Raw genomic sequence first — 18623 nt, 5'->3', positions numbered from 1 at the left:
AAATATTCACCATATACAAGTTTTATGATTACGGGTATGTTCTGCAAAAAGCATATCTATTTTGATTATAAATATTACTTTGAAAATGGAAAGCCAAAATTCCATTCAGTTTATGATATAAAATCAGATGCGTCTGGTTTCAACTTAGCTTCTTGGAAGCATATAAAAGCAGCAGTTCCTAAATTTAGCAGCGACAAAAGTAAAGCAACTATTACAGTATCGGGTAAATGGATCTTAGGGGTAGCGATTAAGGGTTACACAATAGGTGCAAGTGACGCACAAGATTGGACAATGTCACTTACATTAAAATAATATAGAATAGTGTTTAGTATAGAGGATACAGATAAGACTTAATATAATATTATATTATATACTAACCCTTAAAATACAATATGATAATTTATAGTAATTATAATTTATTTGTATATATCTAGGTATATTCGGTTTTTGTTGATTTAAAATATCGAAATTATTATGGAGGAGAAAGGAATGAAAAAAAACAAAACAATACTTCTAATTAGTTTAATAATCCCTTTTTTAACAATATTTCTCAGATCATATGTAAGAGTAAGTCCAATTCGACATTCATTAGGGTTTCCTGTTAAGTTTATAAGTTATATTGGGAAAAATCCTCCCAAGTATATTTTTCAATTGTTTTTCCCTGAAAATTTAAAACAAATAAGTTTTGAGGTCGGCAACTATATTATTTCTGTAGTAATTATATATTGGAGTATTAAATTATTATTTTTCATAACTAATAGGCTGTACAGAACCAAAAGACTTGATTAAAAACAGACAAGGTAGGGTAGGTCTACCTTGTCCGAAAAAATCGCTTAAAGGAGTATCGCCAACATTTCGGAAATGTTGGCGATACCCCTATAAATCCTCAAAAATACACTACAAAAGAGATAGTCCAGGACGCTCATGAAGCTATCCGTCCCACAGAGTTTCAACTCTTCCTAATGAGAAAAAAACTTCTGTATTGACTTTTAAGAAAAAGGATCTCTCTGGAGAATATAAAGGGATAATACATCTAACACCTAAACATAAGCTAGGCTTTGAGTTTGTAGAAGCAGGAATGTTGAAAAGAATTATAACTGCTATTTTAGGCTAAGACTTCATATGCCTTCAGATTTATGATGGAGGTAGTTTAAGGTCAAGAAAGAAAATATAAAGGCCTTAGAAACCATTCTGAGAAGCCTATTTTTAGGAGGTTAAATAGAAAATGACAGGTAAAACCCATATGACCATCGGTGCTGCAGCTGCAGCATATTTGTTACCCCAGCTTGGCAGGCTTTTTAATCATGGTAGGGATATCAAGTCATCACTCCTTTACCCATAGTTTAGTTGGGCTAGGCTTCGTAATGACCTTAAGCTATTTACTGGTCCAGCATTACGGAGTAAAAGGTTTTGCTATAGGATTAACTACTGGAGCTTCTCTTCATATCCTGGCAGATTTATTTACTCATCATGGGACTAAGCTCTTATATCCCTTCACATCAAAATGGTTTAAGATGCTTATTACGATTGAAACCGATGGAATAATTGAACCAGGACTAATGATAATTACTGCTGGAATTTTCTTAGTAGGAATGCTTTAGGGCTTATAATTTTAAGATGAGAATTCTAAATATCATATGAAATATTATCATAAATGATAACTTTAAATAGTTATTTGAAGAATAGGTAATTTTATTTCTTCATACCCTGGGTGAGGAAGTTCTGATATGTTATAATAAATTCATCCTTCCAAGGAGGGAGGTGAACGTAATTGGCTTCGAAAACAAAAGAAAAAGCAGAGTACATAGCAAAGATTATAATAGCAATTGCAGCTTTAATCACAGCTATAGCTACTCTAGTTGCTGCAGCAAGATAAGCAGCACGAAAAAAGCAGGTGGGCAAACACCTGCTTTTTTTAGTGAACATAATTGGCTCGATTTACAATTATATTGTCTTACTTATAATATACCATAATTCTTGGGAAATATACAACATTTATATAAAAGTATTATATAATATTAAAACAATACTCATTATATTTTGGATACTCAGCATTGGACTATTTATTTTCAGCAATTACTCCTTCGCCACCAAAAATAGCCATTTCGTAAAGACGTTAAAGGCTTCGCTTTTGTTGCTAGCTTCTTGGATTGTACTTCTGAGATTCTCATCCATGATGTAATTTAAGAGAAATCCTGTCCAGACGGCTCTTCCAAGTTCTCTAAAGGCTAAATACAATTTGGTTTTTAAGCTATAGGTTGAAAGCCTTCTTAATATGGTAGAAGGTCTTATTTTATCCATTTTACTATGCTAGTGCATTTTCACTTCAAAAATTTTACAGTTGAATAGATAAACAGATTTCTAAGCGATTTTTAATGTCTCAAAAATTTTATCAATAGGCTTACCCTTGATAGCAGCAGAGTAAATCCAAATAACCTGAGATTTTTTCAAATCTTTCTGGGCTAGCTTTAAACCCATATTAAAGTGAAAGACTTCTTTAGAATATAGTTTACATAAGTTATAATTTCCGTTAATGGTTTCAAGAAAGTCATCCTATAAATCTTTGAAAAAAGACTTTCTTATAACCAGTTATCTTTAAAAACTGTTTCAACAGCATCATCTTCTGTATACATTGCAACAATTTCTCCAAAATAGAATATGTGAAGATCTTTTCCTGGTGTATTATCTAATGAATAGTATTGATCCATGATAGATTTCTCCAAAAACTCTGGATTCATCTTTTCTTTGTTTATGATTTTGCATTCTACATTTAAAAATGCTTCTTCTATAACAGGGATGGGAACGACCTTTCCGGAAACTGGTGTTAGACCTGTTTCTTCAAACTTATTGTAATCTCTTCCTGACTTTGAACCACAGAATCCCATTTCTTTCTTGTATTTATCTGTAAAGAAATTAACTGTGAAGCTATTGCTTTCTTCAATTAGCTTGTATGTATGTCTTGATCCTCTAACCATTGCCACAAAGATAGGCTTATTCCAAGCGAACATAATACTACCCCATGCTATAGTCATTGGATTGGGTTTGCCTTCCTTTCCCTCAGCAACTAATAGCACCCGACCCTCCTTTAAGGTCTGCAGCATCTCAGCAGTATATTGGGGAAACTGAACTTCTTTTTTACTCATTTCTATCACTCCTCTAATATTGAATAGTGGTTCAAATACTATTTTATAAAATTTACTTATGAATTACAAATTCGTCCACATAGTATTCAATATTATAGCCGAAATTATTCAAATCCAATTCCTTTAGCTTTTCTTTCGTAGGAATTCCGTTTGCATCCCAGCCTCGAATACGATAATATTCATCAATTGCATTTGAAAAAGCTTTTCTATCAAGCCGAATACTTTTCATGGGTAGATTTTTTTCTGGCAGAGGAAGCTCGTCATCAAAAACTCTTGGAGGTAAAGTATCATCCTTCCTGGAGATACCTTCTCGCACATTGAAAAGTCTGATAAGATTCCAAATCCTTTCACCAGCTTGAAGATATTCTTCTTCAGACAGTTCTATTCCAGTTGCATAATTAAAACCCTTAAGGACATGTTCTATTTTTACGGGAGCAAAATCACAAAGAAGTAAGGAATATGCACTAGCCCTCTCATCCTGTATCCCTTTGACAACGTCTATATTATCGTTAAAAGAGAATCGCTCTAAAGCTCCTCTTAATTCTGCTGCTACCGTCCAGGCTCTTTGATGGCAACCTCCTCGATCTGCGGTAGCATAGGCTAAGGCCATACCCCATGAACTTCTAGGTTCATAACCAGGTATTTCTAGTCCCTTTACATGCATTGCAAAGCTTTCTGCATCTCCGCCTAAGCTTTGAGAAGCTATCTTTACTCCTTCTGATAATACTTTTCCTATGCCTTCTTTGTAGGCTATTTTATTAATCAAATCTAATTGTCCTTCACTGTCACCGAATTTAGTAGTGCTGGGAAGAATGCCTTTTTCCATACATTCCATTGCAAAACCAATAATGTTACCAACAGAAATTGTATCCAAACCTAGATTGTTGCATAACAAATTGGCTTCACTAACTTCTCTTATATCTGTCATTCCATTATTGCTGCCTAGTAGTGCAATGGTTTCGTACTCTACTTTTACATTTTTACCTTTTGCTTTAATAATCTTACCACATTGTATAGGACAACTATAGCAGGTAGTATTTCTTTCCACATGGTTTTCCTTTATATGGTTGGCGTACAATTTATCACCATTTTCAATATGACCCTGTTGAAAGTTATTGGTAGGCAAAACGCCATATTGATTTGCTGGCTCTACCCAATAGGATGTACCATATTTTTTACGTGTAGGGATAAAGGAATCACTCTTAATATGTTGAAACGCTTCAACGGCGGTTCCCTTAAATTTATCTAGATCATATAATTGATTTTCTCTTGAACCCTTTACTACAATAGCCTTCAAATTTTTAGAACCCATAACTGCCCCTACACCTGCTCTAGCGGCTATTCCTGCCCTAAAAGAGTCATCGTCCTTATCCATCATAATGGAAGAAACCTTAACAAGATTTTCACCAGCAGGTCCAATACACGCTACATGAGCCTTAGCATCGGTTATTTCTCTAAGAGAATCTATTGTGTTTTCTACCGTGGATCCCCATATATGGGAGGCGTTTTTAAACTGGATGGAATCATTGTTTATCCATATATATGTAGGTGTGATACTACTTCCTTTTATGATGATACCGTCGTAGCCAGCTTTCTTTAACTCTGGACCGAAATATCCTCCTGCATGGCTATCTGTAAAAATGCCAGTAAGGGGAGATTTACTTACTACAACCGTTCTACCGGAAGTAGGAAACATGGTGCCTGTAAAAGGACCATTAATAAAAATAAGTGGGTTTTCTGGTGCAAGTGAATCTTCTCCACCCTGTAGATTGGTATGCAATAAATAGGCACCTAAACCTTTCCCACCAATAAATTTTTTGATGATAGAAGCTTCTAAGTCTTCGATATGATAACTTCTATTGGTTAAATCAATATTCAAAATTCTACCATACATTGTTGATTACCCCCTTTAATTTTTAAAATGTTTGACTGACCTGCAGATATTAGAAATTATTTGATTGATTTTTTCATATTTATATTTATAGAAGGAGTTAGTCAGTTCTTTAAAATACCTATAAAACTTTTTCTCTAAGACCTCCTCTTATAAAAAATCTATAAAATTCCAGAGTAGCTCATCATGTGATGAGTAGTGTATATTAATTATAAATACAAAATAAGAAAAATGTCAATAATATTATGAAAATTATTTTATTTCATAAAAACATATAATTATTAGGAAATATATTTAAAAAACTGGGGAAAATCGAGATAAAAATTTTTGAAAAATGCAATTCATTCAAAATATAAAATATTCAAAAAATAATATTGACAAACTATTTTCCAGAATATATCATTAGATTAACAACTACTCATCTAATGATGATTAGTTGCCGGCGATTAGATAAAGGGGGATGACTTACATGAAAACAAAGTTTGATGTTGCCGTTATTGGGGCAGGAATCATGGGATTATCTACAGCTTATTATCTGTTGAAAGAGGGATATAAAGTTGTTCTATTAGAAAAAAATGAAATTGGCAGTGGTGCTTCTGGAGCTTGTGACGATATGATTCTACTTCAATCCAAGAAGCCTGGGATATCTTTAGAGATGTCTTTAGAAAGTCTAGAAATGTATAGAGCTTTATCTAAAGAATTGAATACTGATATACAGTTTGAGACTAGAGGTGGAATGATCGTAATAGAAGATCAAGAACAACTAAGGGTAATGGAGGATTTTGTAAGTAATCAAAAAAAATATGGTCTTGAGGTGGAAATTATAGATAAAAAGGATGTCTTTAAAAAGCAGCCCCATATAACAGAAAAAATCATCGCATCTACATATAGTACTAAAGATTCACAAGTCAACCCTTTTTGTGTTATGAAGGGATTTTTAGCTAAAGGAATAGATTTAGGATTAGATATTAAAAGAAATATTTGTATAAAAGAAATTGTTCCCAGAAAGGATTATTGGAAAATCATTTTGCAAGATGATCATTACATAGAAGCTGAAAAAATTGTGAATACATCAGGGGCCTGGGCAGCAAAAATAGGAGATATGATAGGCATAGATATACCTATAACTCCCAAAAAGGGTCAGATTTGTGTAACAGAACAAATACCTCAGCTGGGAGAAACCAATGTATGGAGTGCTGAGTACATGGTTGCCAAGATGAACCCTGAATTGATTAAAAACCAAAATCCTCTGTTTAAGGAGCTGGGAATAGGATTTGCTTTCAGTCAAGCGATACATGGTAATTATCTGATTGGCAGTACTAGAGAAAATGTTGGATTTAATAAAGAGACGAATTATGAGGCTTTAAAGCTTTTAGTAAATCAAGCAATAAAGTTTTTTCCTATATTGAATAACGTTCACATTATTCGATCCTTTGCGGGTTTTAGACCTGCATCTTTAGATGGAAAACCAATTGTTGGAGAAGTTTCAGAAAGAAAAGGGTTCTATATAGCAGCAGGACATGAGGGGGATGGCATAGCCCTTGTACCAATTACAGGCAAGCTTATGGCTGATTTAATCAGCAAAAAGCATATTTACTATGATATGGAAGAATTGAACATACAGAGATTCAATAAAAAAGAGGAGGTGGAGAAAAGCAAAGCAATTTCTGTTTAATAAATAAAAAGTTATAAAAAAGGAGGATTTAAGATGGGTTTAGGTGGATTATTATGGTTAATCACTGCTCTGATGTGTGGCATATTTTTAGTTATTTCTTGGAAGGTCAAGGATGCAGCTCAGCAAAGCTTTTCAAGCTACGCAATTGGAGGCAAAAGCTTTCCGATGTATTTAATTTTCTGTACACAGTTTGCTACAATCATGGGGGTAGGAAACTTTGTAGGACATGCTGGCAAAGGGTACTCAACAGGATTGCCTTGGATGGCATTTATTTTAGGGGAACAAGGTTCTAAAATTATTTTTGCACTTTTTATAGCTGGGTTGGCAGGACGCTTTACTTATAATACTTTTCCAGAGTTTATTGATGATTTAATAGCGAGAGATAAAGTATCTAGAGCAATGGCGGGAATTTTAGCCTCCATGATTATGATTGCTTGGGTTGGTGGGCAAGGGAAAGCCTTTGGAAGTATTTTTAATGTTGTTACAGGTGCAGATCCTATTCCGATCATACTTTTATTTACAGCCGTATTTATTCTTTATACTACTTTAGGAGGAATATATTCTGTAGTTTGGACTGACTTATTTCAAGGTGTACTAGTATTGATTTTTGGTACAGCCTTCTATATTTATGCCTTCTCACCAGTAAACTGGAGTATGGCACAACTAGGAGTGCGTTTGACAGAGTTAGGTAGAGCCGAGATGTGGAGTTTGACTGGTGGAAGCAGCGATTATCTTCAACTGTTTACCCAGTTTATAACAGGATGTGTTGGAATTCTAGTTGCACAAATCTATTGGCAAAGATGTTTCTCCGCAAAAAATAGTAAAACAGCAAAAAATGGTTTATTATACAGCGGTATTATAGCAATCATCATGGTTATGTTAACTGCAGTAGTTGGTATGATAATCTTCACTTTAAATCAAGGATTGAATCCTGATGAAGCTATGCCATGGTTCTTGCATAACTATGTGCCAGTAGGCATGGCAGCTATGATTTTTGCACTGATTTTAGCAGCTGGCATGTCCTCTGCTGACTCCAACCTAAACGCTGCTTCCATTTTAGTTGTGAATGATTTGATTAGGCCCTTTAAACCTAATTCCACAGATGAGGAGTTAGTAAAATATGCAAAAGGATTGACTGTGCTCATTGGTCTATTTGCTGGCCTTGCAGCGATATATGCAAGTTCAATCCTGGGATTATTTTCAAAAGCCTATGCCATGGCAGGTGGAGGACTAGTACCATTATTGCTAGTTGGCTTGTTATGGAAAGAACGTCCTGATGAAGCGTTTGAAATGGGTAAAAAGAATAGTAAAGTTACTCCATGGGGTGCAAGGGTAGGTATTGTGGTAGGCTCAGTATTGACTCAAGTCACAGCATTAGGTCCAAATAGAGTATTGATTGCATTAGCAATTTCAGCAATACTGATTGTTGTGGTATCTAGCTTAACCGGAGGGAAAAGTCAAACTCAAGAGAGTGAAGCCGTATAGTTTTCTAGTAGCTTATTAAAAAAATGAAGTTGACTTGATTAGTAGTTTCAGTTAAGGTATGGTAACATTGTAGGTTATCATACCTTAACAAAAAACTGTATTAACTGGAGGAATACGAATGAAGCAAATTCTTGAGGAAAAGGAATTGATTGTGTTACAATGTATAGCCTCATCCAATGGACCTATAGGATCATGGTTTCTTGTTGAAAAACTAGAGGATAAGGGAATACAAATTAGTTCAGCTACGATAGGAAGGATTCTAAGCAGCTTAGAAAAATTAGGATATTTAGAAAAGGAAAGTTCAAAAGGCAGAGTGATCACAGCTAAAGGGATGGAGGCTATAGATAAAGCAAAAATTATTCAGAATATAAACTATCACAAAAGAGAATTAGATCGATTGATTAGTACTGAGGTATTAGAAAGCTATATTATGGTATTGCAGGCAAGAAAAGCTATTGAACGTGAAACTGCAAGGTTTGCAGCTCAAAATATTACAGATGTGGAAATAGAACATTTAGGCGAAATATTAAGGAAGCAGGGTGAAAAACATACACAGAATCAAAGCGTTGCTGAGGCTGATATCGCTTTTCATAAGGCAATTGCTAAAGCTTCTAGAAACAAAGTGTTAGAATCTCTTTACAATATATTATCAACATTAGGACAACAATCTACACTTTTTGAATTTATGAGGGCACAGGTGAAATCACCCTACAGTGTTGCTCATAAGGAAATTTTCAATGCTATAAAAAATCATGATGAAGAAGAGGCGGAGCGATGTATGATCCGCCATATTGAAAATTTGATTAAGGATGTTTCAATTTATTGGGATGAATATAGTGACAGCGGTATTAAAGCTAGGAATAGAGGTGCTGAAAATGAAAGAAGATATCATCTGTAGATGTGAAGAAATAACAGAGCAAGAAATTATTGAGGCAATAAAAAATGGTGCTACCAACGTGAATGAAGTGAAAAGATGGACTAGAGCCGGGATGGGGTTATGTCAGGGTAGAACCTGCAGAAGGCTAATTGAACGTATCTTGGCCAGGGAAACGAAAACCAGTTTAGAAGAAATTACACCTTCAACCTATAGACAGCCTGTTAGGCCTGTTAAAATAGGGATTTTAAAAGATGAGAAAGAATAAAAACGAAATCAAGAATGTTTTCATTATGTTGGTAAATTAGTACTATAGAACAATTATATAAGGGGGGAAAGAACATGAAAAATTGGGGCAGACTTATGACGGCGATGGTTACGCCTTTTGATGAAGGATTAGAGGTAGATTATGATCAGGCAGTGGAATTGGCTAAAATCCTTATAAAAGAAGGCACCACTGCTTTGGTGGTAAGTGGTACTACCGGAGAAGCACCTACGCTTACAAGTGATGAAAAGACACAGTTGTTCAAAGCATTAAAGAAATCTGTTGATGTACCTATTATAGCGGGGGTAGGAACAAATTCAACTGCGGCTACCATAGAAAATGCCCAAAAAGCTTTAGCTTGTGGGGTGGATGGACTACTGGTCGTGGTACCTTATTATAACAAACCAGATCAAGACTGCATGTATGAGCACTTTAAGGCAGTAGCTGAAGCTGTAGATGGAGATATCATGCTATACAATGTACCTGGTAGAACAGGAGCTAATATGCTACCGGAAACAGTAGCAAGGCTAGCGGAAATTAAGAATATTGTCGCTCTAAAAGAAGCAAGTGGAAACATTGTCCAATTTGCAGAAGTAGTAAAGAGGGTGCCTAAAGACTTTTTAGTTTATACAGGCGAAGATGGAACGACGCTTCCTAGCTTAAGTGCAGGAGGATATGGGGTAGTAAGTGTTGCATCCCATGTGGTAGGACTAAAGATGAAGGAAATGATTGATACCTTTTTATCGGGTAATTTTGAGAAAGCTAAAGATATACATTTACAGTTGTTGGATATATACAATGCCCTTTTCATGTCATCAAATCCAATTCCTGTCAAGGCAGCACTGAATATGAGAGGAGTACAGGTTGGAGGTCTTAGATTACCGCTAAACACTGTAAAACCTAATGTAGAAAATGAATTAAGTAGGTGTATGCAGGCGCTTAATCTTATATAAGACATGAAGGGAAGGATAATCATGACTAGAATTATAGAACATCCTATATTAGGAAAATTAGAAGAACAAAAAAAAGTTCAGATTACTATAGATGGAAAACCATATACAGTTCATGAAGGAGAAATGATTGCTGCAGCTTTGTTAGCTAATGATATAAAAACCTTTAGATATACAAGGCATCAACATAAACCACGGGGGATTTATTGTGGTATTGGACGGTGTACCGATTGTATTATGACGGTTGATGGTATTCCAAATGTTCGCACCTGTGTTACCCCTGTTAAAGAAGGAATGGCTATTGAAACCCAGCAGGGTTCAGGAAAGTGGAAAGAAGGTGATAGGGGTGAATAACAATGGGTTGATCGTAGTTATTGGCGCAGGCCCTGCGGGATTATCAGCTGCTATAGAAGCAGCAAAAGTCGGAGCAAAGGTGATTGTAATAGATGAGAATGAAAAGCCAGGTGGACAGTTATTCAAACAAATTCATAAATTCTTTGGTTCTAAAGAGCATAAGGCTGGCACGAGAGGAATAGAGATTGGTGTGCAGTTACTTGAAGAAACAGCTAAACTAAACATAGAGGTATGGTTAAATACAGAAGTATGTGGAATAGAAAATAATCGAGAGATTTGGGTGATTCGGGACAAAAAACAGTCGGTTAGTCTTAAAGCAGATAAAATTATTTTAGCAACGGGAGCCATTGAAAATGCAGTGGTATTTCCAGGATGGACATTGCCGGGAGTTGTGGGGGCGGGAGCAGCACAAACTATGATTAATATTAGTAGAGTACTTCCTGGCAAAAAAGTTTTAATGTTAGGCTCAGGCAATGTTGGCGTCATTGTATCTTATCAGTTGCTGCAAGCGGGTGCAGAAGTAGTAGCCATTGTTGAGGCCTCACCTCGCTTAGGTGGGTATGGGGTTCACACAGCGAAGGTTTGTAGAGCAGGGGTTCCCTTCTATACATCCCATACAATTTCCAAGGTGATTGGAGAAACAAAGGTTGAAGCTGCGGAAATTGTCAAATTAGATGGAAATTGGAAGCCAATTCCTGGTACAGAAAAGGTTTTGGAGGTCGACACCGTATGCTTAGCTACAGGTTTAAATCCTTTAACGGAATTAGCATGGATAGCCGGCTGCAAATTTCACTATATACCAGAGCTTGGTGGACATCTTCCTATACATAATAGAGCTATGGAAACTACTGTGGAAGGTATTTACGTTGCAGGAGATATATCGGGAATTGAGGAAGCCAGTACAGCCATGGAGGAAGGGCGGCTGGCAGGAATCAATGGGGCAGCTTCACTAGGACTCATTGAAGAAATTGAGAGAGAAAAACTTACACAAGAGGTTTGGGATCGACTAGATGCTTTAAGATGTGGTCAGTTCGGGCAGAAGAGAAAAGATGCAAAAGATAGATTGTTGGCTGTAGAGAAGGAGGTAGTATAATGGAAAAACAATACCTTAAGACAATTGGCTCCCCTTCTCTAGAAGAATTGAAAAATTCACCTGCGTTCCCAACGGAAGAAGACTACAAAAAAGGCCCGATAGCAGTGATAGAATGTATCGAAGAAATTCCATGTAACCCCTGTGAAACCTCATGCTTTAAAGGTGCAATAGTAGTAGGGAAACCTATAACTAATCTACCCCAAATTGATTTTCAAAAATGTGTAGGATGTGGTATCTGTGTTGCTGCATGTCCAGGGTTAGCAATCTATATAAAGGATTATACTTATGCTGAAGAGGAAGCACTGATTTCCTTTCCCTATGAATATTTACCTCTTCCTAAGGTAGGAGATATTGTTACATTAGCAGGAAGAAGAGGAGAAGAAATTTGCGAGGGGAAGGTAACAAAAATTAATAATACAAAGGTAAACAATCATACTGTAGTTCTTAGCGTTAGTTTTCCTAAAAACAATTTTCTAGAAGTAATAACAATGAAAAGGCTATAAAAAAGCAAATAGGTAGGTTAAATATATACTTGCAAAAGCTTGGGATAAGAATGTATAATAACTCAAGCTTTTTTTCTGCTGTTATTGCAGTGAAAGTAAAAAGTCAATGTATATATAAAATGTCAAGTAGCGTGGACAGTATAAATAGAAAGCTATGATAAATTATATAGCAGAAAAGTTGGATAATAGCTTATAATGAGGTATTTTGGTAAAAAGTACATTTTAAATTTGAAAGAATTTGTTGTATAATTACATTAAAGCTAGTTGATCGAGGGTGATCGTGACGATTCGCAAAATTCAACCGACAAATAACATCCGGGAGAACATATTTTTACTTCTATGAAAAGCCTCCATGTAGTGGACTTCAGAAAAGTGAAAGATGTCACCCACCTTTAGTGAGTGGCGGGTGTGAATTTTGCGGTCGACGACATCTTGGATACAAGTTCCTCCTAAGTTCTGCTTAGGAGGTTTTGTGTTTTTTGAAGAGGAAATGTAGATTATTTCTAAAAACTTGAACAATTTTAAAAAATGTGTTACGATAAGAAAAATTACATAAAACTACTTATCAAATTTTCGAGTGAAACAATCTAAGGCTTTTGTAGCTAGGATTCTTCACCATTGGGTGACTAAAGAAATTTATTTGCCTCCCACTTTGGAAAGGAAATTTGTCTTAATAAATAAGCCAATCCTAGTGGATTGGCTATTATTTTTGGCATGATAGAAAAATGCAGACGATAATTAAATTAGAATTTATTACTGCTTTCAACTGAGTTGTTTAAAGGGATTTTTGTTTAGAAAATGTTCATTATTAAGCTTATGTAAAGGGGAACGGTATATGGAATTATTAAATACTTTGACAATGAAGGAAGCCCAACAAAAACTTAAAGAATATTTTGAAGATATAAGGTTAGAGCAAGAAGAAATATCTATATTGGATGCTTTGGACAGAATTATTTGGCAAGACGTATACTCAACAATCAATGTACCAGAATTTAATCGATCAACAGTAGATGGTTATGCAGTTATTTCAAAGGATACCTTTGGCGCTAGTGAATCTTTACCAAGCTTTTTAAAAAATGTTGGAGAAGTTGAGATGGGGGCACCAACAAAAATCACACTACGCTCAGGAGAATGTTGTTATGTCCCTACTGGAGGTATGCTGCCTGAAAACTGTGATGGCGTAGTAATGGTGGAATATACAGAAGTATTAGATGATGACACAGTGTGCATCCAAACGGCTATTGCACCTAAAGAAAATATTCTACAGTTAGGTGAGGATATTGCTGAAGGGCAGGTTGTTTTTAATAGAGGGCATAAATTGAGATCTCAAGATATCGGAGTTTTAGCTGGTATGGGCTTAACAAGAATTAAGGTTTATAGAAAACCTAAAGTTAGTATTATATCTACAGGGGATGAAATTGTTTCTCCTGAAGAGGAAGTGAAGCCGGGTCAGATTAAGGATATGAATACCTACAGCTTAGCTACGGCAGTAATGAAGGATAGTTGTGAAGTGGTGGCGATGGCAGTAGTGAAGGATGATTTTGGACTTCTGGAAGATACACTAAGAAATTCCATGGAAGTCAGTGATGTTATATTGGTTTCTGGTGGCAGCTCCATGGGTACAAAGGACGTAACAAAGGATGTAATCAACGCTTTAGGAGAACCAGGGGTTTTTATTCATGGTCTTGCGGTAAAACCAGGAAAACCTACGATTGTTGGAAAGGTAAACAATAAAATTATCTTTGGATTGCCAGGTCAACCGGTATCTGCGTTGGTAATCTATCAAACACTAGTAAGGTATCTTATCAAGCATCTCTATGGCGATAAGGGACTTATTCCTTATATCACTGGGGAGCTAGCTGTCAATATAGCTTCAGCGCCTGGACGAGAACATTATGTGATGGTAAACATTTCCCAGGAAAATGAAAAAAATGTTATCTTCCCAGTACATGGTAAATCTGGGCTATTAACAATGATGACAAAATCTGTGGGCTATATAAAAATAGACACCAATCAAGAGGGCTTGATAAAAGGACAAACAGTAAAAGTATATTTATTCTAATCAGTGGGGTGTAATTATGGGGAAAGAGACAAGAAACATCTATTTAACTAATATTCCTTTAGAAGAGGCTCAAAAACAATATTTGACACAATTTAAAGATAAAAATGCATTCAAAAAAGCTGAAAAGATATTTGTCTTAGAGGCATTAGATCGAGTAACAACCCAAGCAGTTTTTGCTAAAAAATCTTCACCCAGCTACAATGCAGCTGCTATGGATGGAATCGCTGTTATTGCAGAAAAAACCTATGGGGCAATGGAAAGTAATCCATTAAGCTTGAAGCTTGGAAAGGAGTTCAAATTCATCAATACAGGAGGTTGTTTGAAGGATCCTTTTGATGCAGTCATTATGATTGAAGATATAGTAGAAATTGACGATGCCACGGTTGAAATCTATAACGCAGCTAAACCTTGGCAGCATGTTAGACCTATTGGTGAAGACATCGTTGAAGGAGAGATGATTCTTTCGGCAAATCATAAAATACGACCAATCGATATTGGAGCGTTGTTGGCGGGTCAGATTCAAGAGGTTGAGGTTTATCAGCAGCCAAAGGTAGGTATTATTCCTACAGGATCTGAAATTATTGAGGTATCTGAAGAATTGAAGGATGGGAAAATTATAGAATCTAATTCACGAATGTTTTCTGGCATGGTCCAACATTATGGAGGTAGACCGAATAGGTATGAAATTGTAAAAGATGACTATCGATTGATCAAAGAAACCATTAATAAAGCAGTAGAAGAAAATGATATTGTGATTATTAATGCTGGCTCTTCTGCTGGTTCAGAGGACTACACAGTGAATGTTATCAGAGAACTGGGAGAAGTAATCATTCATGGTGTTGCTACAAAACCAGGAAAACCTGCAATTTTAGCTAGTGTTAAAGGAAAACCGGTTATTGGGATACCAGGTTATCCTGTATCTGCTTACTTTGTTTTTGAGTTCTTTTTGAAACCCCTCTTATTCCAATATAATCGACAGCTGCTATCGGAGGGAAATAAGATCAAGGCTACTTTAACCAGAAGAGTTGTTTCTTCCCTAAAGCATGAAGAATATATTCGCTTAAAATTAGGAAAAGTAGGAAACAAGATGATGGCTACTCCATTAGAACGTGGAGCGGGTGTTACGATGTCGCTGGTTAAAGCAGACGGTATACTCGTAGTGCCACAACAAAGAGAGGGTTATGAGGCAGGAACTGAAATAGAAGTCACTTTATTAAAGCCACAAGAAGAAATCAACAATACAATTGTCTCCATAGGAAGCCATGATATTGTAATGGATATCATAGGAAATCACCTGCATACAGAAAATCCTCAATTGTTTTTATCATCAGCTCATGTTGGTAGTATGGGTGGGATTATGGCAATGAAAAAAGGAGAATGTCATTTAGCGCCTATTCATTTAATGGATGAAGAAACAGGGGTGTACAACATATCCTATGTAAAACGCTATTTGAAGGATGAAAAAATGGCTCTTATCAAATTTGTGAAAAGAAGCCAAGGGTTCATGATACAAAAAGGAAATCCTAAGGGGATTAAAGGAATCCTCGATTTAGCTAGAAAAGATATACAATTTATCAATAGACAAAGAGGAGCTGGGACGAGAATTTTGCTGGATTATTACTTGAAGAAGACTGAGGTTGAAGTATCAACAGTGAATGGATATGATAGGGAGATGACAACCCACATGGCGGTGGCAGCGGCAGTTGCAAGTGGAACTGCTGATTGTGGACTCGGTGTATATTCTGCTGCAAAATCAATGGGATTAGATTTTATTCCTGTTGATTGGGAAGATTATGATTTATTGATTCCGCAGAAAGAATTAAATAAAGAAGAAGTTAAAAAATTAATAGAAACTATGAAGGATGGTAAATTTTTAAAGTTGATTGAAGATTTAGGTGGGTATGATACTAAAAATATAGGTGAAATTATATATCTTTAAGGGGGCGTTGAAATGGCAAAAGTGGTGGCTATTAATATTAGTAAAAACAAAGGTGAAATAAAAATACCAGTTGAAAAGGCAGTCTTTATTGAAAACTATGGTATAGAAGGGGATGCACATGCGGCAGATTGGCACAGACAAGTAAGCTTATTGGGTAAAGAAAGCGCTGACAAAATCAAAGAGATGGGGATTTCTGATATTAAAGAAGGTGTTTTTGCTGAAAATATTACTACAGAAGGGATTAGTCTTTATACATTACCCATTGGGACACAACTAAAAATTGGAGAAACACTTCAAGAGGTAACTCAAATCGGTAAAGAATGTCATAGTCGATGTGCTATTTATCATACAGTGGGTGATTGTGTCATGCCTAGGGAAGGAATCTTCACTAAAGTTCTTAAGGGGGGAATTGTTTTACCGGGAGACCCTATAGAGATTATAGATAAGGAATAATATTTATTAAAAAGCTCTGAAAGAATTTAACCTCCTAGTTGGTGAGAATCTTCAGAGCTTTTTCTTAGATAAAATGGGTATACTGTAGATGTAAGGGTAAAATGAGACTTAATTCAGGGGTGTTATACATGGATAAAAAAGAGGTTAGCAAAATTTTAGAGGAAATTGGAGTGTTGTTAGAGATTCAAGGGGAGAATCCCTTCAAAACAAGAGCCTATTTTAATGGTGCAAGGGTAGTTGAACAGTTAGAGGAAGACATTGGTGTATTAGTAGAGGAAGATAGACTTCATGGTATAAAAGGAATCGGAAAAGCGTTACAAAAGAAGATAACGGAGCTTGTAAGCACAGGAAAATTGCATTACTATGATGACCTAAGGGCAAAGACTCCTGAAGGGATTTTTGAAATTTTAAAGATACCAGGGTTAGGCCCTAAAAAGGTAAAAGTCTTGTATGATGAATTAGATATTACTACTGTGGGCGAGTTAGAATATGCCTGTCTAGAAAATAGATTGATTGACTTAAAGGGTTTTGGAGAAAAAACACAAAACAAGATTTTGGAAGGTATAGATCACATAAAGAAATATAGGGGACAGCATCTAATATCAACAGGAATGATATTTGGAAATAAAGTTATAGAAGACCTAAAGAAACATGAGGCCATGATTCGAATTAGTTTAGCGGGAAGTATTAGAAGACAAAAAGAAATTATTAAGGATATCGATATATTAGGCAGTTGTAGAGAAGATAAACGTAAAGAAATTATGGATTTTTTCACTTCTTTAGAGGATGTGGAGAAGGTCATCGCTAAAGGGAATACAAAGTCTAGTGTTGTGTTATGGTCGGGAATTAATGTCGATTTAAGATTAGTAGATGATGAAGAATATCCCTTTGCTCTTCATCATTTCACTGGCAGCAAGGAACATAACACAGCTATGAGACATAGGGGAAAGGCATTTGGATTAAAGATTAATGAATATGGTATTTTTAAGGAAGATAAAAGGATTGATGTGAAGGATGAGAAGGAATTTTTCTCTGTATTAAATCTCCAGTATATCCCTCCAGAGCTCCGAGAGAATCACGGAGAAATTGAAGCTTCAGAAAAAGGAATGATTCCTAATCTAATTGAAGTCCAAGATATCAAAGGGGTTCTTCATGTCCATAGCAATTACAGTGATGGAGTAAATAGCATAGAGGAACTAGTGATTGCCGCGATAGAAAAAGGATTTCAGTATATTGGTATTTCGGATCATAGCAAAAGTGCTTTTTATGCTAATGGTTTAAAGGAAAAAACGATTAAAAAGCAGCATGAAGAAATAGAAAAGCTAAGAGAAAAATATCCTGAAATAAAAATCTTCAAGGGGATAGAATCTGATATTCTTCCTGATGGTTCTCTTGATTACGAGGATGAGGTATTAGCCACCTTTGATTATGTCATTGGTTCTGTTCATTCACATTTTAAGATGGATAGAGATCAAATGACAAAAAGATTAATGACAGCAGTAGAAAATAAGTATTTAACTATTCTTGGACATCCAACAGGAAGGTTGCTGCTATCCAGAAAAGAGTATGATTTAAACTTGGAAGAAGTTATTGAAAGCTGTGGTAAAAATGCTGTGGCCATTGAGATTAATAGTAATCCCCATAGATTAGATTTAGATTGGAGAATGTGTAAATATGCAAAAGAAAAGGGGGTAAAACTGGTAATTGAGCCGGATGCTCATAGAATTTCTGGAATAGATGATATTTTCTACGGTATAGGTATAGGGCGTAAAGGATGGCTAGAGGCAACAGATGTATTAAACACCAGTCTAGTAGAGGACATACATAGGTTTCTGAAAAAGGGGGATATCGGGAAATAGATAGCCAATAAAATAAGTCGGTATGACTCATGAGAGTTGTACCGACTTTGTCTTGTAAATTTTTTTAAAAATATAAA

At 35.7% G+C, this 18623-nt stretch carries 16 protein-coding genes, 1 other RNA gene, 1 pseudogene and 1 riboswitch; of the genes and pseudogenes, 15 read left to right on the top strand and 3 right to left on the bottom strand.

The genetic code is table 11. The annotated features are described in order from the left end of the window. Nucleotides 1–312: hypothetical protein (locus CHB72_RS24295; RefSeq protein ID WP_207652641.1), on the top strand; the 312-nt coding region annotated here is incomplete at its 5' end. Nucleotides 313–1304: 992 nt separating this feature from the next. Next, a complete protein-coding gene (locus CHB72_RS24285) occupies nt 1305–1601 on the top strand; it encodes a metal-dependent hydrolase (protein WP_089285455.1) in 297 nt (98 codons plus the stop codon). A 464-nt stretch (nt 1602–2065) separates the two neighbouring features. Here CHB72_RS24285 and CHB72_RS24280 read toward each other — a convergent pair. From CHB72_RS24280 to CHB72_RS24270, 3 genes and pseudogenes are all read right to left on the bottom strand, one after another. Continuing rightward, nucleotides 2066–2304: pseudogene (locus tag CHB72_RS24280) on the bottom strand (Tn3 family transposase); the annotation flags it as partial. 275 nt (nt 2305–2579) lie between these two features. Further along, the gene (locus CHB72_RS24275; RefSeq protein WP_089285454.1) at nt 2580–3143 is read right to left on the bottom strand and encodes a flavin reductase family protein; all 564 of its coding nucleotides are present in this window, start codon (nt 3141–3143) and stop codon (nt 2580–2582) included. A gap of 52 nt (nt 3144–3195) precedes the next feature. Continuing rightward, the gene (locus CHB72_RS24270) at nt 3196–5037 is read right to left on the bottom strand and encodes an aldehyde ferredoxin oxidoreductase family protein (protein ID WP_089285453.1); all 1842 of its coding nucleotides are present in this window, start codon (nt 5035–5037) and stop codon (nt 3196–3198) included. Between the two features lie 466 nt (nt 5038–5503). On the opposite strand from CHB72_RS24270, the gene CHB72_RS24265 reads away from it, so the two are divergent. The 13 genes from CHB72_RS24265 (at nt 5504) to polX (ending at nt 18546) form a co-directional block, all read left to right on the top strand. Beyond that, nucleotides 5504–6709 (top strand): NAD(P)/FAD-dependent oxidoreductase, encoded by a 1206-nt coding sequence (locus CHB72_RS24265; protein WP_176431592.1) that lies wholly within the window; start codon nt 5504–5506, stop codon nt 6707–6709. A gap of 33 nt (nt 6710–6742) precedes the next feature. Next, complete coding sequence (locus tag CHB72_RS24260; protein WP_089285451.1) at nt 6743–8194, top strand: sodium:solute symporter family protein; 1452 nt, start codon at nt 6743–6745, stop codon at nt 8192–8194. Between the two features lie 118 nt (nt 8195–8312). Beyond that, the gene (locus CHB72_RS24255) at nt 8313–9092 is read left to right on the top strand and encodes an FCD domain-containing protein (RefSeq protein ID WP_089285450.1); all 780 of its coding nucleotides are present in this window, start codon (nt 8313–8315) and stop codon (nt 9090–9092) included. Further along, on the top strand, nt 9070–9336 hold the full coding sequence (locus CHB72_RS24250; protein ID WP_089285449.1) for a (2Fe-2S)-binding protein: 267 nt from the start codon (nt 9070–9072) through the stop codon (nt 9334–9336). The genes CHB72_RS24255 and CHB72_RS24250 overlap by 23 nt, the downstream gene beginning before the upstream one ends. A gap of 74 nt (nt 9337–9410) precedes the next feature. Further along, nucleotides 9411–10286 carry a 4-hydroxy-tetrahydrodipicolinate synthase gene (gene dapA, locus CHB72_RS24245; RefSeq protein WP_089285448.1) on the top strand — a complete coding sequence of 292 codons (876 nt, stop codon included), beginning with the start codon at nt 9411–9413 and terminating at the stop codon, nt 10284–10286. Between the two features lie 21 nt (nt 10287–10307). Then, the gene (locus tag CHB72_RS24240; protein ID WP_089285447.1) at nt 10308–10637 is read left to right on the top strand and encodes a (2Fe-2S)-binding protein; all 330 of its coding nucleotides are present in this window, start codon (nt 10308–10310) and stop codon (nt 10635–10637) included. Continuing rightward, nucleotides 10585–11730 (top strand): NAD(P)/FAD-dependent oxidoreductase, encoded by a 1146-nt coding sequence (locus CHB72_RS24235; protein WP_242975262.1) that lies wholly within the window; start codon nt 10585–10587, stop codon nt 11728–11730. The genes CHB72_RS24240 and CHB72_RS24235 overlap by 53 nt, the downstream gene beginning before the upstream one ends. Beyond that, nucleotides 11730–12233, top strand: a complete 504-nt coding sequence (locus CHB72_RS24230) for an NADH-quinone oxidoreductase subunit I (protein ID WP_089285445.1) — start codon at nt 11730–11732, stop codon at nt 12231–12233. Before CHB72_RS24235 ends, CHB72_RS24230 begins: the two co-directional genes overlap by 1 nt. A 263-nt stretch (nt 12234–12496) precedes the next feature. Further along, a non-coding RNA gene (ssrS, locus tag CHB72_RS24225) (6S RNA) lies at nt 12497–12676 on the top strand. Between the two features lie 116 nt (nt 12677–12792). After that, a riboswitch (molybdenum cofactor riboswitch) is annotated at nt 12793–12912 on the top strand. Between the two features lie 156 nt (nt 12913–13068). Continuing rightward, complete coding sequence (locus CHB72_RS24220; RefSeq protein WP_089285444.1) at nt 13069–14295, top strand: molybdopterin molybdotransferase MoeA; 1227 nt, start codon at nt 13069–13071, stop codon at nt 14293–14295. Between the two features lie 16 nt (nt 14296–14311). Next, nucleotides 14312–16234, top strand: a complete 1923-nt coding sequence (locus CHB72_RS24215) for a molybdopterin biosynthesis protein (RefSeq protein ID WP_089285443.1) — start codon at nt 14312–14314, stop codon at nt 16232–16234. A gap of 12 nt (nt 16235–16246) precedes the next feature. Further along, nucleotides 16247–16687: an MOSC domain-containing protein gene (locus tag CHB72_RS24210; protein ID WP_089285442.1), complete on the top strand. Its 441-nt coding sequence runs from the start codon at nt 16247–16249 to the stop codon at nt 16685–16687. Between the two features lie 128 nt (nt 16688–16815). Then, a complete protein-coding gene (gene polX / locus CHB72_RS24205; RefSeq protein WP_089285441.1) occupies nt 16816–18546 on the top strand; it encodes a DNA polymerase/3'-5' exonuclease PolX in 1731 nt (576 codons plus the stop codon). The last annotated feature ends 77 nt before the right edge of the window (nt 18547–18623 follow it).

The sequence above is a fragment of the Anaerovirgula multivorans genome (assembly GCF_900188145.1).
GTDB classification, from domain to species: domain Bacteria; phylum Bacillota; class Clostridia; order Peptostreptococcales; family Natronincolaceae; genus Anaerovirgula; species Anaerovirgula multivorans.
Note: the sequence above shows the minus strand (reverse complement) of the source record. Positions and strands in the feature narration are given on the sequence as shown.

Bases quoted from the DNA above. Each gene is read 5' to 3' on its own strand.
- CHB72_RS24255 (WP_089285450.1), top strand. From the start codon at position 8,313: ATGAAGCAAATTCTTGAGGAAAAGGAATTGATTGTGTTACAATGTATA.
- CHB72_RS24270 (WP_089285453.1), bottom strand. From the start codon at position 5,037: ATGTATGGTAGAATTTTGAATATTGATTTAACCAATAGAAGTTATCAT.
- CHB72_RS24240 (WP_089285447.1), top strand. From the start codon at position 10,308: ATGACTAGAATTATAGAACATCCTATATTAGGAAAATTAGAAGAACAA.
- CHB72_RS24230 (WP_089285445.1), top strand. From the start codon at position 11,730: ATGGAAAAACAATACCTTAAGACAATTGGCTCCCCTTCTCTAGAAGAA.
- CHB72_RS24210 (WP_089285442.1), top strand. From the start codon at position 16,247: ATGGCAAAAGTGGTGGCTATTAATATTAGTAAAAACAAAGGTGAAATA.
- CHB72_RS24215 (WP_089285443.1), top strand. From the start codon at position 14,312: ATGGGGAAAGAGACAAGAAACATCTATTTAACTAATATTCCTTTAGAA.
- polX (WP_089285441.1), top strand. From the start codon at position 16,816: ATGGATAAAAAAGAGGTTAGCAAAATTTTAGAGGAAATTGGAGTGTTG.
- CHB72_RS24260 (WP_089285451.1), top strand. From the start codon at position 6,743: ATGGGTTTAGGTGGATTATTATGGTTAATCACTGCTCTGATGTGTGGC.
- CHB72_RS24250 (WP_089285449.1), top strand. From the start codon at position 9,070: ATGAAAGAAGATATCATCTGTAGATGTGAAGAAATAACAGAGCAAGAA.
- CHB72_RS24285 (WP_089285455.1), top strand. From the start codon at position 1,305: ATGGTAGGGATATCAAGTCATCACTCCTTTACCCATAGTTTAGTTGGG.
- CHB72_RS24220 (WP_089285444.1), top strand. From the start codon at position 13,069: ATGGAATTATTAAATACTTTGACAATGAAGGAAGCCCAACAAAAACTT.
- CHB72_RS24265 (WP_176431592.1), top strand. From the start codon at position 5,504: ATGAAAACAAAGTTTGATGTTGCCGTTATTGGGGCAGGAATCATGGGA.
- dapA (WP_089285448.1), top strand. From the start codon at position 9,411: ATGAAAAATTGGGGCAGACTTATGACGGCGATGGTTACGCCTTTTGAT.
- CHB72_RS24275 (WP_089285454.1), bottom strand. From the start codon at position 3,143: ATGAGTAAAAAAGAAGTTCAGTTTCCCCAATATACTGCTGAGATGCTG.